The sequence below is a fragment of the Streptomyces sp. NBC_01092 genome (genome assembly GCF_045039535.1).
Lineage (GTDB): Bacteria > Actinomycetota > Actinomycetes > Streptomycetales > Streptomycetaceae > Streptomyces.
Genome location: NZ_CP108659.1, coordinates 10,381,683 through 10,408,501 on the forward strand (window position 1 = coordinate 10,381,683; position 26,819 = coordinate 10,408,501).

The window sequence follows — 26,819 nt, forward strand, 5'->3', positions numbered from 1 at the left end:
TGCTACGACGATGGATGGATGGCGCCCGCCGTGGCCGTGAGCGGCGCGCCGGTGCCGCCCCACCGCAGGGCGACGATCTCGGCGGCGACGGACACGGCGACCTCCTCGGGCGTACGGGCCCCGAGATCGAGCCCGACCGGGGAGCGCAGCCGGGCCAACTCGCCCTCGTCGAGCCCGGCTTCGGCCAGCCGCTTCATCCGGTCGTCGTGCGTACGGCGGCTGCCCATCGCCCCGATGTACGCCGCCGGACGCCGCAGCGCCTCCTCCAGCAGGGGGACGTCGAACTTCGGGTCGTGGGTGAGCACGCAGATCACCGTGCGCTCGTCGGTGTCCGTGCCGCTCAGATAGCGGTGCGGCCAGTCCACGATCACCTCGACGCCCGCCGGGAAGCGCTTCGGCGTGGCGAAGACCGGGCGGGCGTCGCACACCGTGACCCGGTAGCCGAGGAAGTCGCCGATGCGGGCGACCGAGGCCGCGTAGTCGATCGCGCCGAAGACCAGCATGCGCGGCGGCGGTGCGAAGGAGTGCAGGAAGACGCTGACCGCGTCCTCGCGGCGCTCCCCGTGCGGTCCGTAGTGCCGGAGCCCCGTGGCGCCCAGGGCGAGTTCGCCGCGTGCGTCGGCGGTGACCGCCACGTCCAGGCCGGGCGTGCCGAGCGTGCCGGCGACCCGGTCCTGCCACACCGCCAGCGTCGCTCCGCGCGGCGCCGGTCCGTCGGTCACCGTCGCCACGGTCACCGGGCGGCCCGCCGCGACCGACTCGGCGACCTCGCCGAAGGACGGATCCGAGGCGGGCGTCACGGGACGTACCAGCAAGGTGATCTCACCGCCGCAGGTGAGCCCCACCGCGAACGCGTCCTCGTCGCTGTACCCGAAGGTCTCCAGCCGCGCCTCACCGCTCGCCACGACCTCCTGCGCGAGCTCGAAGACGGCTCCCTCGACACAGCCGCCGGACACACTGCCCACGACCTCGTCGTCCGGGCCCACCGCCATCGCGGCCCCGGGGTCGCGCGGGGCGCTGCGGCTGGTGGCGACCACGGTGGCGAGTCCGAACGGCACCCGGGCCGCGTACCAGGGGCTGATCACCGGGAGAATCTCACGCATCGTCCGCTCCTCTCACCACCGCCGCCAGCCGCTCCAGGGCGGCCAGGCTGTGCCCTTCGACGAAGGCGTCCACGCTCGGCAGGGCCGCCGCCATCCCGGCCGCCAGGGGCGCGTAGCCCGGGCGGGCCTTGCGCGGATTGGCCCAGATCACCCGTGCGCCAGCCGGTGCAGGCGGCGCATCTGGTCCGCGAGCAGTTCCGGATCACCACGCTCCCAGCCGTCGGACAGCAAGACCACGATCGCACCGCGCGCCATGCCGCGCTGCCCCCAGCGGTCCAGGAACGCCCGCAGCAGCTCCCCCAGCCGGGTACCCCCGCGCCAGTCGGGCACCGCCGCCGCGACCGCGGCCATCGCCAGGTCCGGGTCCCGGTGCCCCAGCTCACGGGTCACCCGGGTCAGCCGGGTGCCGATCGTGAACACCTCCGTACGGCTGCCTCGGGCGGCCGCGTGCGCGAAGCGCAGGAGCGCCTCCGAGTACGGCGACATGGAGCCGCTCACATCCACGAGCAGCACGACCCGGCGGGGCCGCTCGGACCGTGCGTGCCGGCGCAGGCGCGCGGGCTCCCCGCCGCGCCGCAGCAGCTCCCGCACCGTCCGGCGCGGATCGACCTCGCCGCGCCCGGCCGGAGTCCGGCGCGCGGAGCGCCGTGCCTGGCCGCGCAGCGCGAACGCCGCCAGCAGCCGGCGCACCTGCTCCCGCTCGGCGGCGTCCAGGCCGGCGACATCACGGTGGCGCAGGACCTCCGCAGCGCCGGCGAGGGAGGCCACCGGCGGCGCCTTCTGCTCGCGCTCGGCACGGGTGGCGGAGCCGGCGCCGCCGCTGACGACCAGCCGCAGCCGAGGCGGGGGAGGAGCGGACACCGGCCGACCGGGGCGCGAACCGTCACCGAAGTACGCGGCGAACACCCGCTCGTAGCGCTCCAGGTCGTCCCGGTCCCCGCACAGCGTCAGGCGCCCCGCCCAGTACACGTCCGCCCGTATCCCCGGCCGCAGGACGTCCACCGCCGACAGGATCACCCAGGCCTGCCGCAGTGAGGCGGCGAGTCATACGGCAGCGTTCGTTGAGCATTAATCCATTGCCTGCGCGGGGCGGGCCCTGCTGCACTGCACGGGTCCCTTCGTCACGCTCAGAGGAGCCCCGATGCGCACTGCGTTCATGTCCCCCCCAGGAAGGAATCACCCCCTCATCGAAGGACATGACGCTTCGTGCATTTGCTCAACCTCGGGATCCTCGCCCATGTCGACGCCGGTAAGACCAGCCTGACCGAGCGCCTGCTGCACTCGGCCGGTGTGATCGACGAGATCGGCAGCGTCGACGCCGGGAACACCCAGACCGACTCGCTCGCGCTGGAGCGCCGGCGCGGCATCACCATCAAGTCCGCCGTCGTCTCCTTCGCGCTGGACGACGTGACGGTCAACCTCATCGACACTCCCGGCCACCCGGACTTCATCGCCGAGGTGGAGCGGGTGCTCGGCGTCCTCGACGGCGCCGTGCTGGTCGTCTCGGCCGTCGAGGGCGTCCAGCCGCAGACGCGGGTGCTGATGCGCACGCTGCAACGGCTGCGCATCCCGACCCTCGTCTTCGTCAACAAGATCGACCGACGCGGGGCGCGCTACGACGCCGTCCTGCGAGCCGTGTCCGAACGGCTGACGGCGGCAGTCGTGCCGATGGGCACGGCCGACGCCCTCGGCACCCGCGACGCCCGCTTCGTCCCCGGCCTCGCACCGTCGGCACTCGACGTCCTCGCCGACCACGACGACGAGCTGCTGACGGCGTACATCGAGGACACGGTCTCCCGCGGCGCCCTGCGCGCCGCCCTGGCCGACCAGTCGCGGCAGGCGCTGGTCCACCCCGTGTACTTCGGCTCCGCCGTCACCGGCGCGGGCGTCGAGGCGCTGATCGACGGCATCAAGGAACTGCTGCCCGCCGCGGACGGCGACGCCGAGGAGCCGGTGTCGGGGACCGTCTTCAAGGTGGAGCGGGGCCCGGCGGGGGAGAAGGTCGCCTACGCGCGGATGTTCTCGGGGACGCTGCGCACCCGCGACCGGATCCGCTTCGGCGCCGCCGGGGAGATGGGCGGCGCCGGCGAGCTCGGCGACTCCCGCGCCCAGGGCGAGTTCGGGGACTCCCGTGCCCAGGGCGATCCCGGGGACTCCCGCGCCGAGGGCCGTATCACCGCGATCAGCGTCTTCGAGCAGGGGACGGATATGCGGGGCGATGCCGTCGCCGCCGGCCGCATCGCCAAGTTGTGGGGCCTGGCCGACATCAGGATCGGCGACACGATCGGCGAACCCCGCAAGTCGTACGGGCACTTCTTCGCCCCGCCGACCCTGGAGACGATCGTCGCCCCGTCCGACGGCGTGGACCGCAGGGCCCTGCACCGCGCCCTCACCCGCCTGGCCGAGCAGGACCCGCTGATCGACCTGCGCCACGACGAGGTACGCCAGGAGACCTTCGTGTCCCTCTACGGCGAGGTGCAGAAGGAGGTCATCCAGGCCACCCTCGCCGACGACTTCGGCCTCGACGTCACCTTCCGCGAGACGACACCGCTGTGCATCGAGCGGCCGGTCGGCTCGGGCGGGGCGGTCGAGTTCAACAAGAAGGACGGCAACCCGTTCCTCGCGACGGTCGGACTGCGCGTCGAGCCGGCGCCGGCCGGGTCCGGCGTGGAGTTCCGCCTGGAGGTGGAGCTGGGCTCCATGCCGTACGCCTTCTTCAAGGCCGTCGAGGACACCGTTCGCGAGACCCTCGGCCAGGGCCTGCACGGCTGGCAGGTCCCCGACTGCAGGGTCACCATGACCCACTCCGGCTACTCGCCCCGCCAGAGCCATGCCCACCAGGGCTTCGACAAGAGCATGTCCAGCACCGGCTACGACTTCCGGGGCGTGACCCCGCTGGTCCTGATCGAGGCGCTGCGCCGGGCGGGCACGCAGGTGTACGAGCCCCTGCACCGCTTCCGCATCGAGGCCCCGACCGACACCCTGGCGGCCCTGCTGCCGGTGTTCGCCAGGCTGCGCGCGGTGCCGCAGACCACGGAGACACGCGGCGCCTCCTGCGTTCTGGAGGGATCGGTGCCCGCGGCTCACGTGCACGAGCTGGAGCAGCAGCTGCCCGGCCTGACCCGCGGCGAGGGCGAGCTGGAGGGCGCCTTCGACCACTACGCACCCGCCCCGCGCGGCACGCGCCCGCAACGCCGGCGCACCGACCTCAACCCGCTGAACCGGAAGGAGTACCTGTTGAACCTGACCCGCAGGGTCGGCGCCTGAAAAGTCGGTGGGACGGCGCGGGCGAGGTTCGTACGATCGCCGCATGACTGCGGACACACGGATCGAGCAGGCCCAACTCCTCTACGAACGCGCGGTGTTCGGCGGTGACAGTGACGCACTGGCGACGGCCGACCGAGAGCTGGACACGCTCGAGGCGGATCTCGCCCTGGCCCGAGGCAGGATCGTCCACGCCCGGTTCCTGGTGGAGCGGGCCGAGGACGCGCGGGAGCTGGAGCTCTTCGAGCGGGCCGCGCGGCTGTACGGGGAACTCGGTGACGTGCGCGGTGAGGGAGAGGCGCTGTTCTGGGTCGGCGCCTTCCATCAGGTGGTCCGCGACGACACCGAGAGCGCCCTGCCCGCCTTCGCCCGCTCCCTCGACCTCGCCACCCGCGCCGACGACCGGCTGACCATGTCCTACGCCCTTCGCCACCTCGGCATCGCGGACCACATGGCCGGACGGCTCGACGCGGCACGCGACCGACTGGAGGAGTCCACCCGGCTGCGCCGCGAGCTCGGTTTCCTGCCCGGGGTGGCCGCCAATCTCATCGGGCTCGCCCATCTCGCGGCCCAGACGGACCGACGCGAGGAGGCCGCGGAACTGCTCCGGGAGGCGGCGGACGCGGCCGGGAAGGCCGGTGCGGAAGGCGTCCTGCGGTGGGTGGCCGAGGCGCGTGAGCACCTGGGGCTGTCCGACGGCGGATGAGACCGGGGTGCAGGCCGAGTCTCAACTTACTCCAGGGTCAGGAGTATTGACGGTGTCCTGATATCGCCGGACTGTAGTGGACATGCCGAACATACGAGCGCGTCTGCTGGTTGTTCTGGTCGTCCTCTTAGGATCCCTCGCGGTGGCGGGCCCCTCTCCCGCCACCGCCGCCACCCTTCCCGACTCCCTCTGGTTCGACGAAACGCCCTTGACCGTGCAGAACGGCCGCTTCACCGACGGCCACGGCCGCGAGGTCGTCCTGCGCGGCTACAACGTCTCCGGCGAGACCAAGCTGGCGGAGAACGGCGGTCTGCCCTTCGCCTCGGTCGCCGACGCGAAGAAGTCCGCGACCGCGCTGCGCGCCCTCGGCGGCGGCAACTCGATCCGCTTCCTTCTCTCCTGGGCCTCCGCGGAGCCCGTGCGCGGACAGCTGGACACCACGTATCTGGCCGCCGCCACCGCCCAGATGCGCGCGTTCCTCGACGCCGGCATCCGCGTCTACCCCGACTTCCACCAGGACCTCTACTCCCGGTACCTGTTCGACCCCGACAGCTGGTACTCGGGTGACGGCGCCCCCAAGTGGGCCGTGGACGCGGGGGACTACCCGGACGAGTCCTGTGGGATCTGCCTCTTCTGGGGCCAGAACATCACCCAGAACGAGGCCGTGAAGCAGGCGTCGCACGACTTCTGGCACAACGAGTACGGCCTTCAGGACGCGTTCCTGACGACCGCCCAGAAGACGATGGCGTACGTCAGACAGAACGTCTCCGCCGCCGAGTTCGTGGGCGTCGTCGGCTTCGACCCGTACAACGAGCCGCACGCCGGCAGCTACGACTCCGGCCAGACCAGCCGCACCTGGGAACGGGACGTCCTGTGGCCGTTCTACGAGAAGTTCCGCTCCCGCATGGACGCGGCCGGCTGGCAGGACAAGCCCCTCTTCGCCGAGCCGAACCTCTTCTGGAACGCCAACCTCGACTTCCAGAAGCAGGAGGGCGGCCTGCTCGACGCGGGCACGCTCGGCCCGCGCTACGTCTTCAACACCCACTTCTACGACCAGAAGGCCATCTCCGGCATCTTCATGTGGGGCAAGGCGGCCGACGGCCAGTACGCCGGCGACTTCGGCACGGTCCGCGACCGTGCCTCGGCCACCGGGACGCCCGCGATCGTCAGCGAGTTCGGGCACCCGCTGTCGGGCTCGGTCTCCGACAAGGCGCCGACCGTGCTCAAGGCGATGTACCAGGCCCTCGACTCCCGCGTCCCGGGCGCGAGTTGGTGGTCGAACCCGACCGGATCCGGCCCGGTGCTGTCCGGTACGCAGTGGCAGTGGGACATCTACAACGGACGCCACCACGAGCTGATGAACGACAACCCCGACAAGGTCCTCACCACCGGGGACGCCTGGAACGACGAGGATCTGTCGGCCGTACGGCTCGACGACTCGGGCAAGGCGGTGCTGCGGCAGGACGCCAGGCTGCTCGACCGGATCTACCCCGGCGCCACCTCCGGGACGACACTCGCCTTCACCTACGAGGACCGCTCCCGCGACGGCGACACCACGCTGACCTGGAACCCGGTACCGAGCTCCATGCCGAACGTGGCGCAGCTCGTCGGATCGGGACAGTACGGGCTGCAGCTCTGGCGCTCGAACAGCGGCACGGCACCGACCGAACTGCACCTCCCGGCGTCCTTCCCGACCGGGTCCACCACGGTGGTCTCCGACCTGGGCACGGCCTACGCCCCGCCGTCGTACACCTCGGCCACCCCGGTCGGCGTGGCCGCGGAACCGGGCGGCACGGGCAGCCGCCGTCTGCTGCTCACCGACACCGACTCCGGGGTCCTGCACTACGCGCTCGTGACGAACGGGGCGAGCGCCCCCTCGGCCGCGCTGCTGAACGCCGCACGGTCCGAACTCTCCGCCTGGGCCGCGCGGAACGCCGGATAGGAACCGCCGTTTGACCCTGCCCTTACGTCAGGCTGCACGCTGTACCCGACGAAAGGGCGGGTGAATGAGCTACTCCGTGGGGCAGGTCTCGGCCTTCGCCGGGGTGACCGTGCGCACGCTGCACCACTACGACCGGGCGGGACTCCTCTCGCCCAGTGGCCGTAGCGGCGCCGGTTACCGGCTGTACGACGACACCGACCTGGCCAGGCTCCAGCAGATCCTCTTCTACCGCGAACTCGGCTTCTCCCTCGACGAGATCGCCGAGATCCTCAAGGACCCGCAGGCCAACGCCCGGGAGTATCTCCGGGCCCGGGTACGGCAGTTGACCGAGGAGATCGGCAGGCTCCGGCGACTGGCCGAGGTGGCCGAGCAGGCGATCGAGGTCCAGCAGACGGGCGTGCAACTGGATCCGGCCGAGCGCTTCGAGGTCTTCGGAGAGATCGACTTCGACCTCAGCTACGCCACCCAGGCACAGCTCAAGTGGCAGGACTCGCCGGGGCAGAAGGAGTCGATGGCACGCGCTGCCTCCCACACCAAGGAGGACTGGCGTCAGCTTATGGGTGAGGCCGCCGTCTGGCGTGGGGAGTTGCTGGCCGCCTTCGACGACGGGGAGCCCGCCGACGGCGAACGGGTCATGGACCTCGCCGAGGAGCACCGGCTGCACATCGCCCGCTGGTTCACCACCTGCCCGCCCGACATGCACCGGCGTATCGCGGACGACTTCGCCGCCGATCCGCGCGCCTTCGCGCTCGTCGTACCGCCGTCGCAGCAGCGGCCGGGCCTCGCCACCTATCTGTGAAAGGCCGTCCACGCGAACGCGTCCCGCCGGGCGGACCATGAGGAGGACGGATGAGGATCCTGATCGCCGCCGCCGGATCACGCGGCGACGTCGCACCGTACACCGGGCTCGGGGCGGGCCTGCGCGAGGCCGGACACGACGTCACCCTCGCCACGACCGACGCCTTCGCGCCGCTGGTCCGGGAGGCCGGCCTGGAGTTCCGGAGCCTGCCCAGCCGCCCGCAGGCTCGCCACGAGGCCGACGGGCGACGCGCGCTGATGCGCACCGCCACCGCGTTCGTCACCGAGCTCGGGCAGGGCTTCGCCGACGCGGTGGACGCACGCACGGACCTGCTCCTGCTGTCGACCACCACGGCACCGCTCGGCCGGCAGGTGGCCGAGGCCATGGGCATCCCGGCGATCGGCGCCCACCTCCAACCCACCGCCCCGACCGGCGACTTCCCGCCGGTGGTCATGGGAACCCGCTCGCTGGGCCGCCTCGGCAACCGCGCCGCCGGCCGCTTCGCCCTGCGCATGGCCGACCGCGTCTACGCGGATGCCGTCACCGCGCTGCGCCGACGCCTCGACCTGCCGCCGCTGTCACCCTCCGAGCTGCGCCGACGCCACGAGCGGGCGCACCAGCCCGTCCTGCACGGCTTCAGTACGGCGCTGGTGCCGCGTCCGTCCGACTGGCGTACGGGACTCGACGTCGTCGGCACCTGGTGGCCGTACGTCGCCCCGGAACGCCGGCTCCCCGCCGAGGTGGAGGACTTCCTCGCGGCCGCAGCGCGCCCGGTGTTCGTCGGGTTCGGCAGCATGGCGGCCGGTCACGGCGAGCGGCTGAGCGAGCTCACCGCCCAGGCGCTGCGGCGTGCCGGGCTGCGGGGCATCGTCCAGGCGGGCAGCGCCGGACTCGCGGTCGCCGGCGACGACGTCCTCACCATCGGCGACGTACCGCATGCCCTGCTGTTCCCCAGGGTGGCCGCGGTGGTGCAGCACGCCGGGGCGGGTACCGCGGCGGCCGCGCTGCGCGCCGGAGTGCCCACGGTCGCGGTGCCGGTGACGGCGGACCAGCCGTTCTGGGCGGGGCGGCTCGCCGCGATCGGCGCCGCCACCGACCCGATCCCCTTCGCCTCGCTCACCGCCGAACGGCTCGCGGACGCACTGGGCCGGGCCGTGCGGCAGCAGGCGTACACCCGCGCCGCCTCGGTCGCCGCGCGGCACATGGCGACCGAGGACGGTGTGGGCGCGGTGCTCAAGGCCCTGGGCTGATCAGCCTCCCGTGGGGCTCGCCCAGCCGGGCTGCACATGGCCAAGGCGGACGCGCTGCGGATGGTCGCCGACCGGGACGGACAGCTGCTTCCGGCCGGTGGCGAAGTCGATGGCCGTGACCTGGTCGGTGCCGCTCTCGGAGACCACGCAGGACTTGCCGTCGCCGCTGACCGTGGCCCAGTAGGGCTTGGAGGCGGTGACGAGCGGGCCCTCCTGCAACGTGGTGCGGTTCACGACGGTCGCGTAGTCGTCCATCGTGCCCGCGACGCAGAGCTTGCTGCCGTCGGGGCTCATCGAGATGCCGTGGTGGCGTGAGTCGTTGACGAAGGTGGTGCGGTCGTCGCTGGTCGCCGGGTTCTTCGGCAGGGTCTTGGTGCGGGCGATCCGGTCGGTGGCCAGGTCGTACTCGAAGAAGCCGTTGAAGAACGACACCTGGAAGTACAGCTTCGACTCGTCCGGCGAGAACACCGCGGGCCGCACCGCGTCGGAGTAGTCCGTCAGGCCGATCGCGTCCAGCTTCGGGCGCATGTCGATGACCTTGACCTGCTGGTACGTGCTCGCGTCGACGACCGTGATGCGCCGGTCGCCCTTCGTCCAGTCCAGCCAGGGGGCGTCGGTCTGCGTGTTCACGTCGCCGATCGCCATGTTGTAGATGTACTTGCCGTCCTGCGTGAAGATGTTCTCGTGCGGTTTGTCGCCGGTGGCGAACTTGCCCAGTTCCCTGCCGCTCTCGATGTCCAGCACGTGCACGGTGTTCGAGGTCGAGGCCGACACGGCCACCCGCTTGCCGTCGGGGGAGACCGCCATGTGGTCGGCGCGGTAACCGGACACGGGGAAGCGCCAGTTGACCGCACCCGTGGCCAGGTCGAGGGAGACCACGTCGGCGAAGCTCGGGCGCGAGACGACCACGGAATTCCCGTCCGGCGTCGAGTACATGTCGTCGACGAACTGGTCGTGGCCCTCACCGACGCTGTTGCGGATCGCCATGAAGTAGATCCACTTGATCGGGTTCGCGTTGATCTCCGCCATCCGCTCGTCCTTGTCGGGGATGACGTTGACACGGCCGATCTTCGCGAAGTCACCGGAGGACTTGATGACATCGGCGGTGCCGTCCCAGTTGTTGCCGACGAACAGCACCTCGCGCAGGGCGGCGGAGGAGTCGGCCGCGCTCGCGGCGGTCGCGGAGGCGGAGACGGTCAGGGCGAGGGCGGCGGCTACGGAGCACAGGTGCCTGGGTCTGATGGCAGGCATGACTGCTCTCTCTTCCTCTGAAGGGGGTGGGCGTCATGAGTGGGGCATGCCAAAGCGGGGCGCCGAATCTGAACACCGGTGCTTTCAGAGTCAACTTACTGAAAAGTAAGGAGGGGGTGCCCTTCTCCACAAGACTGCGTACACGACAAAATTGATCGTCGGGTCGGCGAGGCGGCGGGAGGACAGTGTGGCGGGCAGGCTCAAGGCGCCCACCGGTCGCTACGGCGGCAGGTCGGCAGAGGAGCGACAGGCCGAGCGGCGGCGGCGCTTCCTCGACGCGGCGCTGCGGTTGTTCGGAGACGGCCCCGGATTCCGGGGGACGACCGTCGCGGCCCTCAGCGAGGCCGCCGGGCTGTCGACGCGTCAGTTCTACGAGGAGTTCCGCACCCTGGAGGACGTGCTGGCCGCGCTCCACCTCCAGGTCAACGGGTGGGCGCAGGAGGCCGTCCTGGCCGCGGCGGCCGAGGCCGAGGGCCTGCCGCTGGCCGAACGCGCCACCGTGATCTTCCGCGCGTACGCCGGGAACGTCACCGCGGATCCGCGCCGCATCCGCATCACCTTCGTCGAGATCATCGGCGTCAGCCCGCGCCTGGAGGAGCAGCGCCTCGCACGTCGCGCCCGCTGGATCGACCTCGTCTGTGCCGAGGTGGCGGGCGCCGTCGCGCGCGGGGAGGCGGCGCCGCGCGACTACCGCCTCGCCGTGACGGCGTTCATCGGCAGCGTCAACGGGCTGCTGCACGACTGGAGCGCGGGGTGGGTGGACGCGACCCTCGACGAGGTCGTCGACGAGCTCGTCCGCATCCTCCTCGGCATCCTCCAGCCGGTGGGACCTCGGCTCGCCGGGCCCTGACGCAGATGCCGTGACGTCAGGGCCCGGCGCGGCCGGGGTCAGTCCTTGTCGTTCGTCTCGTTCTCGCTGTCCGCCACCGTGCTGAGGACCTTGAAGTCCTTGTCGAGATGGACGTCGGTCCGCTTGCCGTCGTCGAGGGTGACCTCGACCTCGTAGTAGCCCTCCTCGTCGCCGACCTCGGTGTCCGTGACCTTGCCGCCACCGGTGTGCGCCACCGCGGCGGCGCTCGCCCTGTCGAACGCGCTGCCCGTGATGGGCTTCTCGGAGTCGTCCCCGCCGGCGGTGGCCAGGGCGATGCCGGTGCCGCCGCCGATGAGGGCGGCCGAGGCCACGCCTGCGACGATCCACTTGCCCTTGCGCTTCATGTCCGCTCCCTGTGCCGCGCGGTGCCGTGCCCGCCGTGTCGTGCGGCCCGACCCGCGGTACCAGCATGCGACGAGGTCGCTGAACAGCCGCTGAACGGAGCTGAAGGGGGATTCAGCCGCCGAGCCGGTTCACCGCGTCCAGCACGGGAGCCATGCCGTCCTCGGCGCGCAGCCCGTCGGCCAGGTCGCGGGCGCGTCGGCCGTAGGACGGGTCGCCGGTCGCCTGCCGCAGGGCTGCTGCCAGGGCGTCGGCCGTGAACCTGCGGAGCGGTACGGCGCGGGGCGCGACGCCGAGGGAGACCAGGCGGGCAGCCCAGAAGCCCTCGTCGAACTGGACCGGCACCGGCACCGCCGGCACCCCGGCACGCAGCCCTGCGGCGGTCGTGCCCGCACCGCAGTGATGGACGACGGCGGCCATCCGCGGGAACAGCGCGGAGTGCGGCACCTCGCCGACGGTCAGCACGTCGTCCCCCTCGGCCTCCAGCCCGCCCCAGCCCCGCTGGATCACCGCCCGCAGCCCGGCCCCGCGCACGGCACGCACGACCTCGGAGCTCAGCCGCGCCGGATCGGGGACGGTCGCGCTGCCCAGGCCCACGAAGACCGGAGGCGCGCCCGCGTCGAGGAAGTCCTGGAGCTCGGGCGGGAGTTGAGGTTCACCGTCGTACGGCCACCAGTACCCCGTCACGCTCAGGTGCGGGCCCCAGTCGTGCGGCCGGGGCACCACCAGCGGGCTGAAGCCGCACAGCACGGTGCCGGTCGGCTCGCCGCGGGTCTTGTTGCGGGGCAGGCCGAGTCTTGCGCGGGCGTCGGGGACGGCCGCTGAGAAGACCCGCTCGATGGCCAGGTTCACTCCATGTCCGGCGACCCGGTTGCCGAGGCCGCCCCAGGAGCCGCTGCCGAGCATCGGGGGTGCGAACTCGCGGGTGGGGGCGAGCGGTTGGAGCGGGAGTTCGATGCTGGGCAGGGACAGGCCCTCGGCGATGGCGTGCCCCAGTGGTGCGGTGGAGGCCGCCAGGAGCAGGACGTCGCTCGACCGGGCGGCGGCCAGCATGTCGTCCGTCATGGTCCCGGCCAGGCTCCGCGCCATCCCCATGACGCGCACGAGCTTGCCCACGCCGGACCCGCTGCGGTGCAGAGCGCGCCCGCGCGCGGACTCCAGCTCGGCCCGCGGATCCAGCGGCAGGGGGTGGAACCGTACGCCCGACTCCGCGACCAGCCGCTCGAAGCAGCCGTGCGTCACCAGGGTCACCTCGTGTCCCGCCCGGGACAGGGCGTGCCCCAGTCCGGTGTAGGGGGCCACATCGCCCCGCGAGCCCGCCGTCATGATCGCTACGCGCACCCCGCCAGTATGGCGGCGCCGCCCGAATCGAGCGCCAGCCATCCGCGCCAACCATCCGCGCCGAGGGGCTACTTCAGGTCTGTCCCATCCGTTGACTTCCCCCTCTCCTGGCTCTACTTTCGGCGCCACGCGTTCGGTTATACGAATTACATTCGAAATCTCGAACATCCTGAGCCGCGTTCCCCGCATGAAGGAGCCGCATGAACCCCCCGCCTCGCGTCAGCCTCGTCCGCCGCTGCAGAACCCTCGTCACCCGCGCCCTCGTCCTGGTACTCGCAGCGACGGCCGCCCTGCTGTTCGCGGCACCCGCACCGGCCCAGGCGGCGACGACCGCCCGGCAGATACCGGTTCCCGCCGCCCCCATGGGCTGGGCCTCCTGGAACGCGTTCGCCGCGAAGGTCGACTTCAACGTCATCAAGAAGCAGGTCGACGCGTTCGTGGCGGCGGGCATGCCGGAGGCCGGCTACGAGTACATCAACATCGACGAGGGCTGGTGGCAGGGCACCCGTGACAGCGCGGGCAACATCACCGTCGACGAGGCGGAGTGGCCCGGCGGCATGAAGGCCATCGCCGACTACATCCACAGCAAGGGCCTCAAGGCAGGCATCTACACCGACGCGGGCAAGGACGGCTGCGGCTACTACTTCCCGACCGGCCGCCCGGCCGCGCCCGGCTCGGGCAGCGAGGGACACTACGAGCAGGACATGCTCCAGTTCTCGCGCTGGGGCTTCGACTTCGTGAAGGTCGACTGGTGCGGCGGCGACGCCGAGGGCCTCGACCCCGAGGCGACCTACCAGTCGATCAGCGACGCTGTGGCCACGGCGACCGCCACCACTGGCCGCCCGCTCGCCCTGTCCCTGTGCAACTGGGGCTACGACAACCCCTGGAACTGGGCCCCGGGCATGGGCCCGATGTGGCGGACCAACACGGACATCTTCTTCCACGGCGGCACCCCGTCGTACAGCAACGTCCTGACCGCCTTCGACCGCAACATCCACCCCACCGCCCAGCACACCGGCTCCTACAACGACCCCGACATGATGGTCGTCGGCATGACGGGCCTCACCGCCGCCCAGAACCGCTCCCACATGAACCTCTGGGCGATCTCCGGCGCCCCGATGCTCGCCGGCCTCGACCTCACCACTCTCACCAGCGAGACGACGAGCATCCTCACCAACCCCGAGGTCATCGCCGTCGACCAGGACCCGCGCGGCCTCCAGGGCGTCGAGGTCGCCGAGGACACCACCGGTCTCCAGGTGTACGGCAAGGTCCTGACCGGCAGCGGCAACCGTGCCGTCGTCCTGCTCAACCGCACGTCGACCACGCAGAACATGACCGTCCGCTGGTCCGACCTCGGCCTGACGAACGCCTCCGCGACCGTCCGCGACCTGTGGGCCCGGCAGAACGTCGCCACCACCGGCACGAGCTACACCGCCGGCGTCCCCGCGGGCGGTTCCGTGATGCTCACCGTCACCGGCGGCACCGAGCAGTCCGCGAGCACCTACAACGGCACGGCGAGCTTCTCCGGCGTGGTCGCCGGGAGCGCCGGCCTGAAGACGGTCGAGGTCTCCTACACCAACACCGCGTCCACGGCCCGCACGGCCACGCTCACCGTCAACGGGCAGACCCCGACGAAGGTCTCCTTCCCGCCGACCGGATCCGGCGCCGGCAACATCTCCGTCAACGTCTCCCTCGCCAAGGGCAACGCCAACACGATCGCCTTCTCCGGCGCCCCGACCCTCGAAGGCATCGTCGTGCGGCCGCTGCCCGGCAGGAACGGCACCCTGATCACCGGCACCGGTTCCGGCCGCTGTGCGGACATCGACGACAACACCATCGCGAACGGCACCGACGCCCAGCTGTGGGACTGCAACGGCGGCCAGAACCAGGTGTGGCAGTACCACAGCACCCGCAAGGAGCTGGTGGTCTACGGCAACAAGTGCCTCGACGCCTACAACCTCGGCACCACCAACGGCACCCGTGTCGTCATCTGGGACTGCAACGGCCAGAACAACCAGAAGTGGAACCTGGGCAGCGACGGCACCCTCACCAACGTCAACGCCGGGCTCTGCCTGGACGCGTACGGCGCGGCCACGGCCGGCGGCACGAAGCTGGTGCTCTGGACCTGCAACGGCCAGGACAACCAGAAGTGGACGGTGAGCTAGCGCGGGCCTAGACGAGGCACACGACCAGGACCCCGAAAGCCAGGGCGCAGGTCAGCAGCCAGCCGGCCAGCAGCCGGCGCCGCAGATCGCGGTAGGTCGCCTCGTACTCGTCCCGCAGTCTCCCGGCACGCTCCGCCGTGTGCCGCCAGGAGACCCGGGCGAGTGCGAGGTACTCCGCCTCGAACCGCCGCTCCACCTCGCCCCGCTGGGCATCCGTCAGCCAGTGCAGCGGCGCGCTGAAACGAGCGGCGGCCGTACGCCCTTCCTCGCGGGTCGCGGCCAGCAGCAGATGCCCCTCGATGTCGTTGAGGAATTCGTCGGTGACGCTCACAGAGTGGTCAACTCCTTCTCCCGCGCCGGCGCGTGATGCAGATCGAACGCGGGGGATTCGGAACGGATCCGCGGCAGAGTGAGGAAGTTGTGGCGCGGCGGCGGGCAGGAAGTCGCCCACTCCAGCGAGCGGCCGTAGCCCCACGGGTCGTCGGACTCCACCTTCTTTCCGTATTTCGCGGTCTTCCAGATGTTGTAGAAGAACGGCAGGAGCGACGCGCCGAGCACGAACGAGAAGACGGTCGACAGGCTGTTCAGCACCGTCAGCCCTTCCACTGCCAGATAGTCGGGAATGCGGCGCTGCATTCCGTTCACGCCCAGCCAGTGCTGGACCAGGAAGGTGCCGTGGAAGCCGATGAACAGCGTCCAGAAGGTCATCTTGCCGAGCCGCTCGTCGAGCATCTTGCCGGTGAACTTCGGCCACCAGAAGTGGAAGCCGGCGAACATCGCGAAGACGACGGTGCCGAACACGACGTAGTGGAAGTGCGCCACCACGAAGTACGAGTCGGACACGTGGAAGTCCATCGGCGGCGAAGCCAGGATGACGCCCGTCAGACCACCGAAGACGAAGGTGATCAGGAACCCGACCGCCCAGAGCATCGGTGTCTCGAAGGACAACGAGCCCTTCCACATCGTTCCGATCCAGTTGAAGAACTTCACGCCCGTGGGGACGGCGATGAGGAACGTCATAAAGGCGAAGAACGGCAGCAGCACACCGCCGGTGACGTACATGTGGTGCGCCCACACCGTCACGGACAGACCCGCGATGGCGATGGTCGCCGCGATCAGACCCATGTAGCCGAACATCGGCTTGCGGGAGAAGACCGGGATGACCTCACTGATGATGCCGAAGAACGGCAGGGCGATGATGTACACCTCTGGATGCCCGAAGAACCAGAACAAGTGCTGCCACAGCAACGCTCCACCGTTCGCCGCGTCGAAGATGTGCGAGCCGAACTTGCGGTCCGCCTCCAGCGCGAACAGCGCCGCCGCGAGGACGGGGAAGGCGAGCAGGACCAGGACGGCCGTCAGCAGCACGTTCCACACGAAGATCGGCATGCGGAACATGGTCATGCCGGGGGCGCGCATGCAGATGATCGTGGTGATGAAGTTGACCGAGCCGAGGATGGTGCCGAAGCCGGAGAAGGCCAGACCCATGATCCACATGTCGGCGCCGATGCCCGGGCTGCGGACCGCGTCCGACAGCGGGCTGTACGCGAACCAGCCGAAGTCGGCCGCGCCGTCCGGGGTGAGGAAGCCGCCCACCGCGATGAGCGAGCCGAACAGGTACAGCCAGTAGGCGAACATGTTCAGCCGCGGGAACGCCACGTCCGGCGCGCCGATCTGCAGCGGCATGATCCAGTTCGCGAAACCGGCGAACAGCGGCGTCGCGAACATCAGCAGCATGATCGTGCCGTGCATCGTGAACGCCTGATTGAACTGCTCGTTCGACATGATCTGCAGACCCGGACGAGCCAGCTCGGCGCGCATCAACAGCGCCATCAGACCGCCGATGCAGAAAAACGCGAACGACGTGACCAAGTAGAGCGTGCCGATGGTCTTGTGATCCGTGGTGGTCAGCCACTGGACGGCCTTGAAGTCTCTGATCCTCTTCACGCCCCGCCTGTGTCCGCACCCCACCCGCACGTCACACTCGACGGACGCGACGAGCATCACGGAAGAGGGTGTGACGATCCGGCCGGTGCCGGACACGAACGGAACATGAGCAACGACGAGATCTTCGCCGCTGCCTATCGCGAGCACTACTGGGCGGTCAGCCGCTATGTCGCGCGGCGACTGGACGGGCGTACGAGTGAGGTCGAGGAAGTGGTGGCGGAGGTGTTCACCGTGGCGTGGCGCCGCCGGACCGACCTCCCGGCGACGCCACTGCCCTGGCTGTACGGCGTGGCACGCAACTGCCTGGCGAACGCGGTACGCGGCTACGGGCGCCGGCGGCGGTTGGTGGACCGGATGGGCAACGACGACGCCGCGCACGGCCGGCACATCGTGGACAGCCCCGACGCGGAAACGCCCGGCGCCTGGGTGCACGAGGCGCTGGCCCGGCTGTCCCCGGCCGACCAGGAGGTGCTGCGCCTGAGGGCGTGGGAGGAGCTGGGCGTCGAGGAACTCGCCGTGGCCCTCGGCTGCGGCACTCGGGCCGCGTCGATGCGGCTGCACCGCGCCCGCCGCCGGCTCAGAGCCGAGATCGACCGTACGTGCCCAGCGACCGAGTCCAAGGAACGAAGCCATGGCTGACGAACTCGAACTGCTGCGCCGAGCCAACCCGGTACCGGTCGACGGCCCGCACTACGGCGACGGCCCGCTGGACCACACCGCCGAACGCCACCTCGACCGGCTGCTGCACGAACGGCCCGCCGCGCCGCGCCGCCGCACCCGGCTGGCATGGGGCCTCGCGGCCACGGCCGTGGTGACCGCGCTGGTGTCGGCACTGCTGCTCACCGGCCAGACCACCGCCCCCGCGGTCGCCGCACCCCGCCCGCTGGTGGTGCAGGCCGACTCCACGCCCGTGCCCATGGCGCGGCTGGCCGAGCGCGCCGAGCAGGCTTCGCCGGCAGGCTCGCCGGCGCTGCGCAAAGGTACGCACGTGCAGTCGTGGAGCCTGGCCATGAGCGACCAGGACCCGCCGATCACGCTCCCGCAGGAGACGATCGTGCGCTGGAACGACGACGACAGCCACACGGAGCTCGTCGTGGCGACCGACCCGCGCCACCCCGGCCGCCCGGTCCTCACCGACGAGGGCGCCGAGCCACGCCTGGTCGACGACGGCCACGTCCTCAGCAGGCGGACCTACCCTCCGAGTTGGAGCGACGCCCCGCCCGAGTCCCCGCCGCCGCACGACGCCCGGGGGCTGCACGACTACCTGGAGGAAGCTGAGCGCGCCTTCCTGGCGGACCACTCGCAGCCGCTTTCCACCGCCGAACTCCTCGACGCCACCAGGACCCTGCTCGACCACTGGACCCTCGGCCCCCGCGAGTCAGCCGCGCTGGCCCGTCTGCTGGCCGATGCCGAGGGACTGCGGCCCGTCGGTCAGATCACGGACCGGCTGGGCCGGCGCGGTCAGGCGTACCTGTATGACGGTGAGGACAGCCGGCGCATGCTGATCATGGACCCCGCCGACGGTGCCGTCCTGGGGCTGGAGCAGACCTTCACGCGGGACGACCCCCGGTTCGGCGTGAAGGCCGGAGACGTGATGATGTACAGCGCCTGGATGCGCTGACCGGCCCGGGGGCTCACCTGTGCCGGGCGCGTCGGACGTGCAGCGCGCGGTGTGCCGGAGGCAGCCGGCGAGGCGGCCGTGCCCGCAGCGCCCTGCGCGCGAGCACGGCCGACACCAGCCGGCCCGCCGCGGCGACCGGCAGCGACCTGCGAGGCCGGACCGGATGCGTCCGGCCCGCCGTCGCGCCTGCCCGGAAGGTCCAGGTCAGCCTGGCCGAGACCTGGACCTTCGGCCACGTCCTGCCTACTCGTCCCATGCTTCGATGATGATCTGCTGGGAGATCTTTCCGTCGCGCAGCGTGATCATCGACTCGGACATCACGCGGACACCGTCCGCGTACTCGCAGGACTCGCTGTAGGCCGCGCGGTCGCCCTGGATCACACATCCCTCGAGCTTGTGCGTCATGTCGCGGCTGTACACGTCGGTGAGCATGGCTTCGATCTGATTGCGGCCGCTGAGCACCTGCGGGTGGCTCGGCTGCGCGTTGCGGTTCACGACGCGGATCTCCGCGTCGTCGGTGTAGAGCGAAAGAAGCGTGGCAGGGCTCTGTCCTTCCACGGCCTGGCGCAGTGTGTCGGTGTCGAACGCGGGGGTTGCGGCGGTGCCCATGGTGAACCTCCTCCGAGACCCGCGGCATGACGAGGGGCGGCCGCGAGGGCCTCACCTCTGAGAGTCCTCCGCACCGCCGGGCTCGGCAAGCGCTGCCGGTGCGCTGGGCCTGACGGGTGAGGGGCGCGGTCCGGCCGTGTCCGGGAGTGGGCCGTCGGCGTTGCGCTGGGCATGATCTCAACACGACGCATCGCCACCGCCGTTGGTCTCGCAGCCGGCCTCACCGGCCTCGCCGCTCCGCTGGCGAACGCGGCGCCGGTGGACCCCCCGAAAGCCGGCATGCTCAACCCCGTGACCACGCTCGACTCCCTCGCCGCGACCGGCGTGCCCGCGGACAAGAGGGCGAAGATGCCCCGGCCCTCCGAGCAGCTGGCCCGGCTCGACCAGCTCAAGGAGCTGAGCCGGGCGCAGCGGCCGCAGCAGGCCAAGGCTCTCGACACCCCGGTCACCAGGATGCTCCCCGGCGCCCTCGAGGTCTGAGGCCCCGCCCGCCCGCACACACAAGGGCCGCCCGCTGTCCGGGCGGCCCTTGGCATGTGCCGAGAGTGACACGCCCTCTACCCAGCGCTGTCCAGGAAGTGGAAGCCGGGCCTCGGGTGCATCAGGAAATCGTGGTGGGAGATGTTCCACGCATACGCCCCCGCCAGCGCGAACGCCACCCGGTCCCCGGCCCGCAGCCCGGCCGCCGGCACCGCGCGCGCCAGCACGTCCTTCGGAGTGCACAGCTGTCCCGCCAGGGTGACCCGCTCACTCTCGGCGGCCGGGCGTGGCCACGGGTGCGCCCAGGTGTCGACGGGCAGGACGGAACACGGCTGGTCGTGCCCCTTGGTCGCCGGGGTCCGCAGATGGTGCGTGCCGCCGCGGACGACGGCGAACTCCTCGCCGTGGCTCGGCTTCACGTCCAGCACCTCGGTGGCGTACCAGCCGCAGTACGCCGTGAGCGCGCGGCCCGGCTCGATGCGCAGGGTCAGCTCCGGGTGCGGCTCGGTCAGCCGGGCGAGCCCGTTGCCGTAGGCAGCCCAGTCGAAGCGCCGCTCCGGGTCGCCGTAGTCGACGTGCATGCCGCCGCCGACGTTCACCTCGCCGAGCGGGACCCCGAGCCCGGTCGCCCACGAGACGACGGACTCGGCCACCGCGAGCTGGTCCGCGGCCTCCAGCCCGCTCGCCAGGTGGGCGTGGACGCCCCGCAGTTCGAGCTGCGGGTAGGTGCCGTAGGCCAGCTGCCGGATCACCGGCTCGGCCCGCGCGGGGTCCATGCCGAACGGGGTCGGCCGGCCGCCCATCGCGAGCGAGCTGCCCGCCAGCGACCCGTCGGCCACCGGCAGGTTGACGCGCGGCAGGACCGCCACCCGCCGCCCCGGCGCCACCCGCCGCGCCAGCTCGGCCAGCATCCGCAGCTCGTACTCGCTCTCCACGTGAAAGCGCTCGACCCCTTCCTCCAGCGCCGCGATCAGCTCGTCCGGTGTCTTGCCCGGACCGCCCAAGGCGAGCGGACGTCCCGGTACGGCCCTGGCGACATGGGCGAGTTCGCCGCCCGAGGACACCTCGTAGCCGTCCACGCACGGGCCGAGCGCGGTGAGGATCTCCGGCTCCGGGTTGGCCTTGGCGGCGTAGTACAGCTCGACCCGCTCGGGGAGGGCGCCGCGCACGGTGGCGGCGTGGTCGCGCAGGGCGCCCAAGTCGTAGACATAGGCGGGGAGTTCGGCCGAGGGAAGCGACTGGATGCGGTCGTGGACCGCGGGCGTGGGGTGTGTCATCGGGTGCCGCTCCCGGTCGTGTCGCGCAGGATGTCCTCGGCCAGTGGGGACGGGAGCCGGACGTAGCCCGCCTCCCGGTCGGCCTTGCGTTCCCAGCGGGTGAGGAGGTTGGCCTTGGCGGGCAGCGGCACCCCGGCGAGCAGGGCGGCCAGCCGGGGCGGGCAGCCGTGGTCGCCGGCGTACACCCGGAGCGTGTCGCGAACCCGGGCCCACAGTGCCCCTTCAGCCTGCGGGTGCAGGTCGGCCAGGGCGGCGAGCAGCTCGGCGACGTGGTTGACCAGCAGGCAGTAGACGACGCGGTCCCAGCCGCGCTGGGCGTCGTACGTCATGGGCCCCGCCACCTCCGGCGGCAGCGCGCCGAGGGTGTCCTCGTGGTGGTCCGGGACCAGCTTGGTGCCCTCCAGGTCGCGGAAGAGGACCTGGGCGGGCCGGCCGTCGCCGTCGACGCAGATCAGCACGTTCTGCAGGTGCGGCTCCAGGACCAGGCCGTGGTCGAAGTAGGCGGACAGGACCGGCGGGAGGAGGAGGCCGAGGTACGTCGACCACCAGTCGAGGGCCGTGCGCTCGTCCGCTCCGGCGAGGAGACGGGAGATGTGCGCGGCACCCGTCGGGTACTCGTCGGCGACGGCGGCCGCGAGCAGGGCGGTCGTGCCCGGGGCGAGCCGGTTCGCCAAGCCCTCGCGCACGATCACGCCGAAGCCCTCCAGCAGCGCGCGGTCCGGTGTGCCGTCGGGGCCGGGCAGGGCCAGCGTGCGGTAGGCGGGCTCGCGGAGCATGTCGCTGCCGGGGAAGCGCTCGGCCAGGTCGGCGAACGACGGGGCCAGGGCGCGGGTGAGCGCGACCGCGCCGGACAGCTCGTAACTGCTGTTCTTGCGCAGGCAGTTGGTGATCCGCACGTTCAGGCTGAACTTCAGGAACGTCTCCCCGTCGTACAGCGTGCGCACGGACGCGGTGGCGGCGAACGGCCGTCCGCCGGGGCCCAGGTCGAGGACGTCGCCGCGCTCCAGGGCGGCGCGCAGCAACGGGTGCTCGCGGAGCGTCTCGAACTGCCAGGGGTGGGCGGGCAGCAGCCGGTAGCCGTCCGGGACGTCCGCGCGCTGTGCGTCGAGCGGGGCGACGGCCGACGGTTCGCACGTCTCCTCGGCGATCAGACGCGTGCGCACGGCGAGGTGCCGCAGCGGGAAGGAAGCACCGACCTCGGGGGCGTAGGCGGACCAGGCCCGCGGGTCGCCGGTGCGGGCCTTCGGGGTGGGGTGGAAGCGGTGGCCGAAGAGGAGGGACTGTTCGGAGGCGAGGTAGGCGCGGGGTCCGTCGTCCGTGACGGGGGCCGGGCGCGGGTCGGCGAGTGCCGATTCGACGGCCCGGTGGCTGGAGACGATCTGTTCCAGGAACTCCTCGTTGCGCACACCCGTCCGCAACCACAGCTCGTCATGGGTGTACTCGGCCAGGCGGCGCCAGTCCACCTCGGTCCATGCGCCGTCCTGCTGCTCGCTCACCGGGCCGCTGAACCGGTGCGCGCCGAGCAGCGACGTACGGCGCAGGGCGACGCGCAGCAGGACGCCCCGGCGGGGCAGCCGCAGCAGCAGACGGCCGTCGGTCACGACGCTCTGGCGCTCGGGGCCGGAGACCTCGCGCAGCAGGCAGTTGAGAAGGGTGTGGGCCACGACCACGTCGGCGGCGGGCAGGCCGGCGGCGACGGGGGCAGCGCCCTGCCCGGGGAGCGTGTCGGTCAGGGAGGGCATCAGCGGCTCCAGCGGGTGCGCAGGTGCAGAGTGGGGAGGAGAACGGCCGTGACGGAGGCGGCGGCGCCGCCGATCAGCACGGGTGCGGCCGGTCCGAAGCGGGCACTGCCCGCCGCCGCGGCCACGCCGGCGGCGACCGCGCCGGCCTTGGAGAAGAACTCCAGCGAACCGAACAGTCCGCCGGGCGCCCTGCCCCTGGCGCAGTCGGCGGCCAGCACCGACAGACACACCAGCCCGAGCGTGAGCCCCGCACCCAGCAGCAGCCGTACGGCGATCAGCGCGGCCAGGGAGCCGGCGACGCCGTGTCCGGCGAGCCCGAGCGCGACGCAGCCGAAGCCGAGCGCGAGCCCGCTCCTCGGGCGGTGCCGGAACACGGAGTGCACGGGCAGCGCCGCGATCAGGTAGCACAGGTGGGGCAGGGCGAACAGGACGCCGGACAGCGCCGGGGAGGTCCCCGGGAGCCGGTCGTCGACGAGGGCGATCAGATAGGGAAAGGAGATGACGGTGGAGAACACGAAGGCGAACTCCAGGACGTAGAGAGTCTTCAGGGAGACGATCGGGGGCGCGGCGTCGACCGCCTCGGGTATTCGCGCAGGCTCCTGGACGTGCTCCGGTTCGGGCAGCGCCGCCAGCAGCAGCGCCGCCGTCAGCGGCAGCACGGCGAGCAGGGCGTACTGCCGGTGCGGGGACAGCCAGCCCGACAGCGAGCCGACCACGATCGGCGCGGCGACCAGCGCGGCCCGCGCGCTGCCCTGCATCAACGTGAGCGCCTTCGACAGGGCCGCACCCTGAAGGGCCGCGCCCAGATAGCCGTTGGACGCGGCGAAGGTGCCGCCCAGGATGCCCTGGAGGACCAGGGCCACCGTGAAGGTCGCCAGCGAGTCCGCCCAGCCCGCGAGCAGGAAGGACACCGCGAGCCCCAACTGGGCGCGCAGCAGCAGCCGTTTGCGGCCGAAGCGGTCGGCGAGCCGGCCCCACAGCGGGGCGCCGAGCGCGCCGAACACCGTCGGCACGACATAGAGCACGCCTGCCCAGCGGGCGCCGCGGTCGCCCAGCTCCGGCAGGATCTCGGTGAAGTACGGCGGCAGCCCCAGCGCGGCGAACGACGCCACGAAGTAGCAGCCGGCCACCGCCTGCAGCTGCCCCCGCCCGAACGCCGGCCGCGGCATCCGCAGGGCTCCGGCGCTCATGCCGAACCCCCGGACGGCAGAAGGTAGTTGGGCCCGCTGGTGTAGTGCTTGTTGATGTCCGCCGCGCCCGAGCGCTCCTTCGACAGCAGGGTCCCGGCCGTCACCATGGCCTTCACGGGAAGTTCCGGCGCGCCCAGGACCCGAGCGCGCAGGACGTCGGCCGCGTCGCCGCCGAGCCGGTCGACGGCTTCCGTGAGCCGGTCCCGTACGAGACCGAGCAGCGCACGGCGATGCCGGGGCAGGCCGAACGCGTAAGCTCCCGCGCACAGATGCACGGTGATCGTGGTGAACAGGTCGGCGACCGGCCCGTCGTCCGTACCGAGGATCCGCGGGTCGTCGAAGTCCCACGGCCCCGGCAGTACGCCGTCCAGGCGCGTGGTGTTGATGCGCGGGCCGTCGTTGTCCTTGAACAGCAGTCGCAGACTGCCCCGCCGCAGCACCAGGGAGACGTTCTGCTGGTGCGACTCCAGGGCGATGCCGTGGCCGAACAGCGCGGTCTGCCAGTCGAACAGCAGGGTGAGGGCCGCGTCCAGGAGGGCCAGTGGGTCGCCGCCGTAGAAGCGGTCGGCGAGCCCGTCGATCACCAGCCGTCCGTCGGGGGCCCGCGCGAGGAGCGCCGCCATCGGCACCACCACTGCATCGTCCAGGCCGGCCGGGTAGCGGCGGCACAGCACGGCGAGCAACTCGTGCCCGGCGTGGGCGTAGGTCGTCTCGTCGGCGTGCAGGATCACGTCCCGGAAGCGTGGCGCGCGGTCGATCACCGCCTCCACCAGCCGCTGCCCGACCGCACCGTCGACGAGCGTGCCCGGCTTGACGGTCCGCTTGTTGCGCAGGCCCAACGTGGCGGTGGCGAGGGGGAGTTTGAGATGCACCGACGGATCGCCGACCGTCGCCACGGTCCGCATGGACAGCGTCGGCACGACGTCCAGGTGAGCGCGCTCGGCGAGCACGGCGCCGTCCGGGAGATCGGCGGCGCGCAGGGCGTCGACGGTCAGCGGATGCACGGGCAGCATCACCAGGGTGCCGTGCGGGTCCGGCACCCCGAGACTCCCGGGCGTCGGCCAGAACTCCGGCAACGTGCCCGACGAGGTGACGGCGTCCTGGGGTACGGCGATCCAGCGCAGGGCGAAGCGCGGCTGGAACTCCGGGGCGAAGGCCCGCAGTTGCTCCTCGCCGAGTCCCGAGCGGCCGCGTGCCGTCGGATAGACGGGATGGTCGAGCCGGGCGGCGAGCGTGTCGTACGCCAGGCCGCCGCCGAGGCCCGTCCCGGTGCGCAGCCGCTCCATGACCTCGGCCCGCGTAGCGGCGTGCAGTCGCATCGTCGCCAGCGTCTGACGGCACTCCTCGGCGAAGGCGTCGAAGCCGCCCCGGTCCTCGGGCTCGGCGAGCGCACGCAGCGCGGCGAGCACGGAGTCGCACGACGACAGTTCGGCACCGTCCGACTCGCGCACGAGAAGCGGCAGGCGGGCGGCGTACGCGCACTGGTAGCCGTCCTCGGTGACGGGCAGCAGCAGGGCGTCGTCCCGCGCGGGGAGCCGCAGCCAGCGCCCGCCGCGCCGTTCCACCGGCGTGCTGAGGCTGCGGAGCCCGACCACGTCCTCGCGCAGGAGAGCGCTGAGCACGCGCGCGAGCAGCTCCGCCTCGCAGGTGTCCGTCGAGGTGATGGCCGCGTTGGTCGTCGCGGTCACGGCTGGATCTCCCAGCGACGCCCGGCCAGGAAGTCCGCCACCGCCCGGTCCACCGCCGGCTGGTCGGTGCCGGTGGCGCGCAGCACGCCGAGATAGTCGCGGTTGGTGCGGTACAGCTCGTGCCGCTCGCCGATCGTGCGCAGCGGACGGTACGTCAGATGCGCGCCGTAGACGTCCAGTTCGGTGGCGGCGGGCGCTTCGACGAGGGTGCCCGCGCGGTCGGCGCACGGGTATTCCAGGCGGGCGGCGCCGTCCCGGCGGGCGCCGAGGTCGGCCGGCAGAGGCTCGCCGAGGTGGGTGCGCAGGATGTGCTCGAAGAGCGGGATCCTCAGCAGCCCGGCCAGCAGCAGGTCGCACTGGTCGCCGATGGCACGGTAGTTGACCTCGATGATCCGCGCCCGCCCCGCGTGCACCACGAACTCGGTGTGGCAGGCTCCGAACCCGACGCCCAGCGCGTCCAGTTGCTCCAGGACCTGTGCGACGACCGGCTCGGGGTGGGCGGGCACGAAGGTGAGGCGTTCCTCGATGAAGTACGGCGGCGTCGACAGCTCGGTGTGGAAGCCGCCCAGGACATGACGGACGTGCCCGTCGCCGAGGGTCTCCAGGGTGAACAGGTCGCCGGGAAGGTACTCCTCGACGACCAGGACCGCGCCCGGACGGCGGTCCAGGATCTCCTTCGCGTGCGCCTGAAGTTCCTCCGGGCCGTCGACGAGGACGACGTCCTCGCTGGCCACGCCCTCGCGGGGCTTGAGCACACACGGGTACGGCGCGTCGCCGGGCGCGACCGGTTCGGTCAGCTCGGCCGACCAGACGGTGTCCACGCCGGCCGCGGCGAGCCGGCGGCGCATCTCGGCCTTGTCCTTGCAGCGCAGGGTGGCCCGCCAGTCCTTGCCGGGAAGGCCGAAGTAGGCGGCGGCCAGGGCGGCCTGAGTCTGGAGGTGGTCGCTGTTGGTGGAGACGGAGGCAGGCTCCTGATGGGTCGAGATACGGGTGATCACGGCCCGGAAATCACGGACGTCGCAGTCCAGGACCTCGATGTCCGGGTAGGTGCGGCGGTGTGCGTCGGGCTGGTCGGTGAGGACGGTGACGTCCAGGCCGAGCTGGGCCGCGGCGGGCAGGAAGCCCTCGGTGACGGCGTCGGTCGGGTTGAGGGCGAGCAGATACAGGCGCATGGCGAGGAACGACTTCCGCTAGCAGGTGGGGGGTTGGGGGCGGGCCGGGCAATGAGCCG

At 71.8% G+C, this 26,819-nt stretch carries 23 protein-coding genes and 1 pseudogene; 10 read left to right on the plus strand and 14 right to left on the minus strand.

The genetic code is table 11. The features are described 5' to 3' along the window. Positions 1 to 2: 2 nt before the first annotated feature. Complete coding sequence (locus OG254_RS46210) at positions 3 to 1,103, minus strand: XdhC family protein (protein ID WP_405593771.1); 1,101 nt, start codon at positions 1,101 to 1,103, stop codon at positions 3 to 5. Beyond that, positions 1,096 to 2,099 (minus strand): annotated as a pseudogene (locus OG254_RS46215) (vWA domain-containing protein); the annotation flags it as partial. The gene OG254_RS46210 and the pseudogene OG254_RS46215, both read right to left, overlap by 8 nt. Positions 2,100 to 2,309: 210 nt before the next feature. Between OG254_RS46215 and OG254_RS46220 the strand changes: the two are divergent. The 5 genes from OG254_RS46220 (at position 2,310) to OG254_RS46240 (ending at position 9,064) form a co-directional block, all read left to right on the plus strand. Further along, a complete protein-coding gene (locus tag OG254_RS46220; protein WP_405593773.1) occupies positions 2,310 to 4,370 on the plus strand; it encodes a GTP-binding protein in 2,061 nt (686 codons plus the stop codon). A 43-nt stretch (positions 4,371 to 4,413) separates the two neighbouring features. Continuing rightward, complete coding sequence (locus tag OG254_RS46225) at positions 4,414 to 5,073, plus strand: tetratricopeptide repeat protein (protein WP_405593775.1); 660 nt, start codon at positions 4,414 to 4,416, stop codon at positions 5,071 to 5,073. A gap of 82 nt (positions 5,074 to 5,155) precedes the next feature. Beyond that, positions 5,156 to 7,015, plus strand: coding sequence for a cellulase family glycosylhydrolase (locus OG254_RS46230; RefSeq protein ID WP_405593777.1), 1,860 nt, complete (start codon positions 5,156 to 5,158; stop codon positions 7,013 to 7,015). A 64-nt stretch (positions 7,016 to 7,079) separates the two neighbouring features. Then, positions 7,080 to 7,814, plus strand: coding sequence for a MerR family transcriptional regulator (locus OG254_RS46235; RefSeq protein ID WP_405593779.1), 735 nt, complete (start codon positions 7,080 to 7,082; stop codon positions 7,812 to 7,814). Between the two features lie 50 nt (positions 7,815 to 7,864). After that, positions 7,865 to 9,064, plus strand: a complete 1,200-nt coding sequence (locus tag OG254_RS46240) for a glycosyltransferase (RefSeq protein ID WP_405593781.1) — start codon at positions 7,865 to 7,867, stop codon at positions 9,062 to 9,064. Here the strand turns inward: OG254_RS46240 and OG254_RS46245 are convergent, their stop codons facing one another. After that, on the minus strand, positions 9,065 to 10,315 hold the full coding sequence (locus OG254_RS46245; RefSeq protein ID WP_405593783.1) for a YncE family protein: 1,251 nt from the start codon (positions 10,313 to 10,315) through the stop codon (positions 9,065 to 9,067). Positions 10,316 to 10,502: 187 nt separating this feature from the next. Between OG254_RS46245 and OG254_RS46250 the strand changes: the two genes are divergently transcribed. After that, on the plus strand, positions 10,503 to 11,165 hold the full coding sequence (locus OG254_RS46250) for a TetR/AcrR family transcriptional regulator (RefSeq protein WP_405593785.1): 663 nt from the start codon (positions 10,503 to 10,505) through the stop codon (positions 11,163 to 11,165). Positions 11,166 to 11,203: 38 nt separating this feature from the next. Here OG254_RS46250 and OG254_RS46255 read toward each other — a convergent pair whose 3' ends face one another. Then, complete coding sequence (locus OG254_RS46255) at positions 11,204 to 11,530, minus strand: hypothetical protein (protein ID WP_405593787.1); 327 nt, start codon at positions 11,528 to 11,530, stop codon at positions 11,204 to 11,206. Between the two features lie 112 nt (positions 11,531 to 11,642). Continuing rightward, a complete protein-coding gene (locus OG254_RS46260) occupies positions 11,643 to 12,854 on the minus strand; it encodes a glycosyltransferase (protein ID WP_405595595.1) in 1,212 nt (403 codons plus the stop codon). Between the two features lie 215 nt (positions 12,855 to 13,069). Here OG254_RS46260 and OG254_RS46265 point away from each other — a divergent pair, with 215 nt between their 5' ends. Further along, complete coding sequence (locus OG254_RS46265) at positions 13,070 to 15,034, plus strand: ricin-type beta-trefoil lectin domain protein (protein WP_405593789.1); 1,965 nt, start codon at positions 13,070 to 13,072, stop codon at positions 15,032 to 15,034. 7 nt (positions 15,035 to 15,041) lie between these two features. Here the strand turns inward: OG254_RS46265 and OG254_RS46270 are convergent, their stop codons facing one another. Together OG254_RS46270 and ctaD are read right to left on the minus strand one after the other, a co-directional pair. Further along, positions 15,042 to 15,365, minus strand: a complete 324-nt coding sequence (locus OG254_RS46270; RefSeq protein WP_405593791.1) for a hypothetical protein — start codon at positions 15,363 to 15,365, stop codon at positions 15,042 to 15,044. Beyond that, entirely contained in the window at positions 15,362 to 16,981 is a 1,620-nt protein-coding gene (ctaD, locus tag OG254_RS46275) for a cytochrome c oxidase subunit I (protein WP_405593793.1), read from the minus strand. Before ctaD ends, OG254_RS46270 begins: the two co-directional genes overlap by 4 nt. 105 nt (positions 16,982 to 17,086) lie before the next feature. On the opposite strand from ctaD, the gene OG254_RS46280 reads away from it, so the two are divergent. Both OG254_RS46280 and OG254_RS46285 read left to right on the plus strand, forming a co-directional pair. After that, positions 17,087 to 17,620, plus strand: coding sequence for an RNA polymerase sigma factor (locus OG254_RS46280; protein WP_405593796.1), 534 nt, complete (start codon positions 17,087 to 17,089; stop codon positions 17,618 to 17,620). After that, entirely contained in the window at positions 17,613 to 18,602 is a 990-nt protein-coding gene (locus tag OG254_RS46285) for a CU044_5270 family protein (RefSeq protein WP_405593798.1), read from the plus strand. The genes OG254_RS46280 and OG254_RS46285 overlap by 8 nt, the downstream gene beginning before the upstream one ends. Before the next feature lie 13 nt (positions 18,603 to 18,615). On the opposite strand, the gene OG254_RS46290 is transcribed toward OG254_RS46285, so the two are convergent. Both OG254_RS46290 and OG254_RS46295 read right to left on the minus strand, forming a co-directional pair. After that, positions 18,616 to 18,858, minus strand: coding sequence for a hypothetical protein (locus tag OG254_RS46290; protein WP_405593800.1), 243 nt, complete (start codon positions 18,856 to 18,858; stop codon positions 18,616 to 18,618). Next, positions 18,846 to 19,211 carry a nuclear transport factor 2 family protein gene (locus OG254_RS46295; protein ID WP_147996459.1) on the minus strand — a complete coding sequence of 122 codons (366 nt, stop codon included), beginning with the start codon at positions 19,209 to 19,211 and terminating at the stop codon, positions 18,846 to 18,848. Before OG254_RS46295 ends, OG254_RS46290 begins: the two co-directional genes overlap by 13 nt. 171 nt (positions 19,212 to 19,382) lie before the next feature. Here OG254_RS46295 and OG254_RS46300 point away from each other — a divergent pair, with 171 nt between their 5' ends. Beyond that, positions 19,383 to 19,691, plus strand: coding sequence for a hypothetical protein (locus OG254_RS46300; RefSeq protein ID WP_147996458.1), 309 nt, complete (start codon positions 19,383 to 19,385; stop codon positions 19,689 to 19,691). Positions 19,692 to 19,768: 77 nt separating this feature from the next. On the opposite strand, the gene OG254_RS46305 is transcribed toward OG254_RS46300, so the two are convergent. Genes OG254_RS46305 through OG254_RS46325 form a run of 5 tightly spaced genes read right to left on the minus strand, consistent with a single transcriptional unit; the run spans position 19,769 to position 26,760 of the window. Continuing rightward, positions 19,769 to 20,968 (minus strand): type III PLP-dependent enzyme, encoded by a 1,200-nt coding sequence (locus tag OG254_RS46305; protein WP_405593803.1) that lies wholly within the window; start codon positions 20,966 to 20,968, stop codon positions 19,769 to 19,771. Continuing rightward, the gene (locus OG254_RS46310) at positions 20,965 to 22,710 is read right to left on the minus strand and encodes an IucA/IucC family protein (RefSeq protein WP_405593805.1); all 1,746 of its coding nucleotides are present in this window, start codon (positions 22,708 to 22,710) and stop codon (positions 20,965 to 20,967) included. The genes OG254_RS46305 and OG254_RS46310 overlap by 4 nt, the downstream gene beginning before the upstream one ends. Further along, positions 22,710 to 23,900, minus strand: a complete 1,191-nt coding sequence (locus tag OG254_RS46315) for an MFS transporter (protein ID WP_405593807.1) — start codon at positions 23,898 to 23,900, stop codon at positions 22,710 to 22,712. The genes OG254_RS46310 and OG254_RS46315 overlap by 1 nt, the downstream gene beginning before the upstream one ends. Beyond that, positions 23,897 to 25,588 (minus strand): IucA/IucC family protein, encoded by a 1,692-nt coding sequence (locus OG254_RS46320; protein ID WP_405593809.1) that lies wholly within the window; start codon positions 25,586 to 25,588, stop codon positions 23,897 to 23,899. The genes OG254_RS46315 and OG254_RS46320 overlap by 4 nt, the downstream gene beginning before the upstream one ends. Continuing rightward, positions 25,585 to 26,760 carry an acetyl-CoA carboxylase biotin carboxylase subunit family protein gene (locus tag OG254_RS46325; RefSeq protein WP_405593811.1) on the minus strand — a complete coding sequence of 392 codons (1,176 nt, stop codon included), beginning with the start codon at positions 26,758 to 26,760 and terminating at the stop codon, positions 25,585 to 25,587. The genes OG254_RS46320 and OG254_RS46325 overlap by 4 nt, the downstream gene beginning before the upstream one ends. Positions 26,761 to 26,819 lie beyond the last annotated feature (59 nt).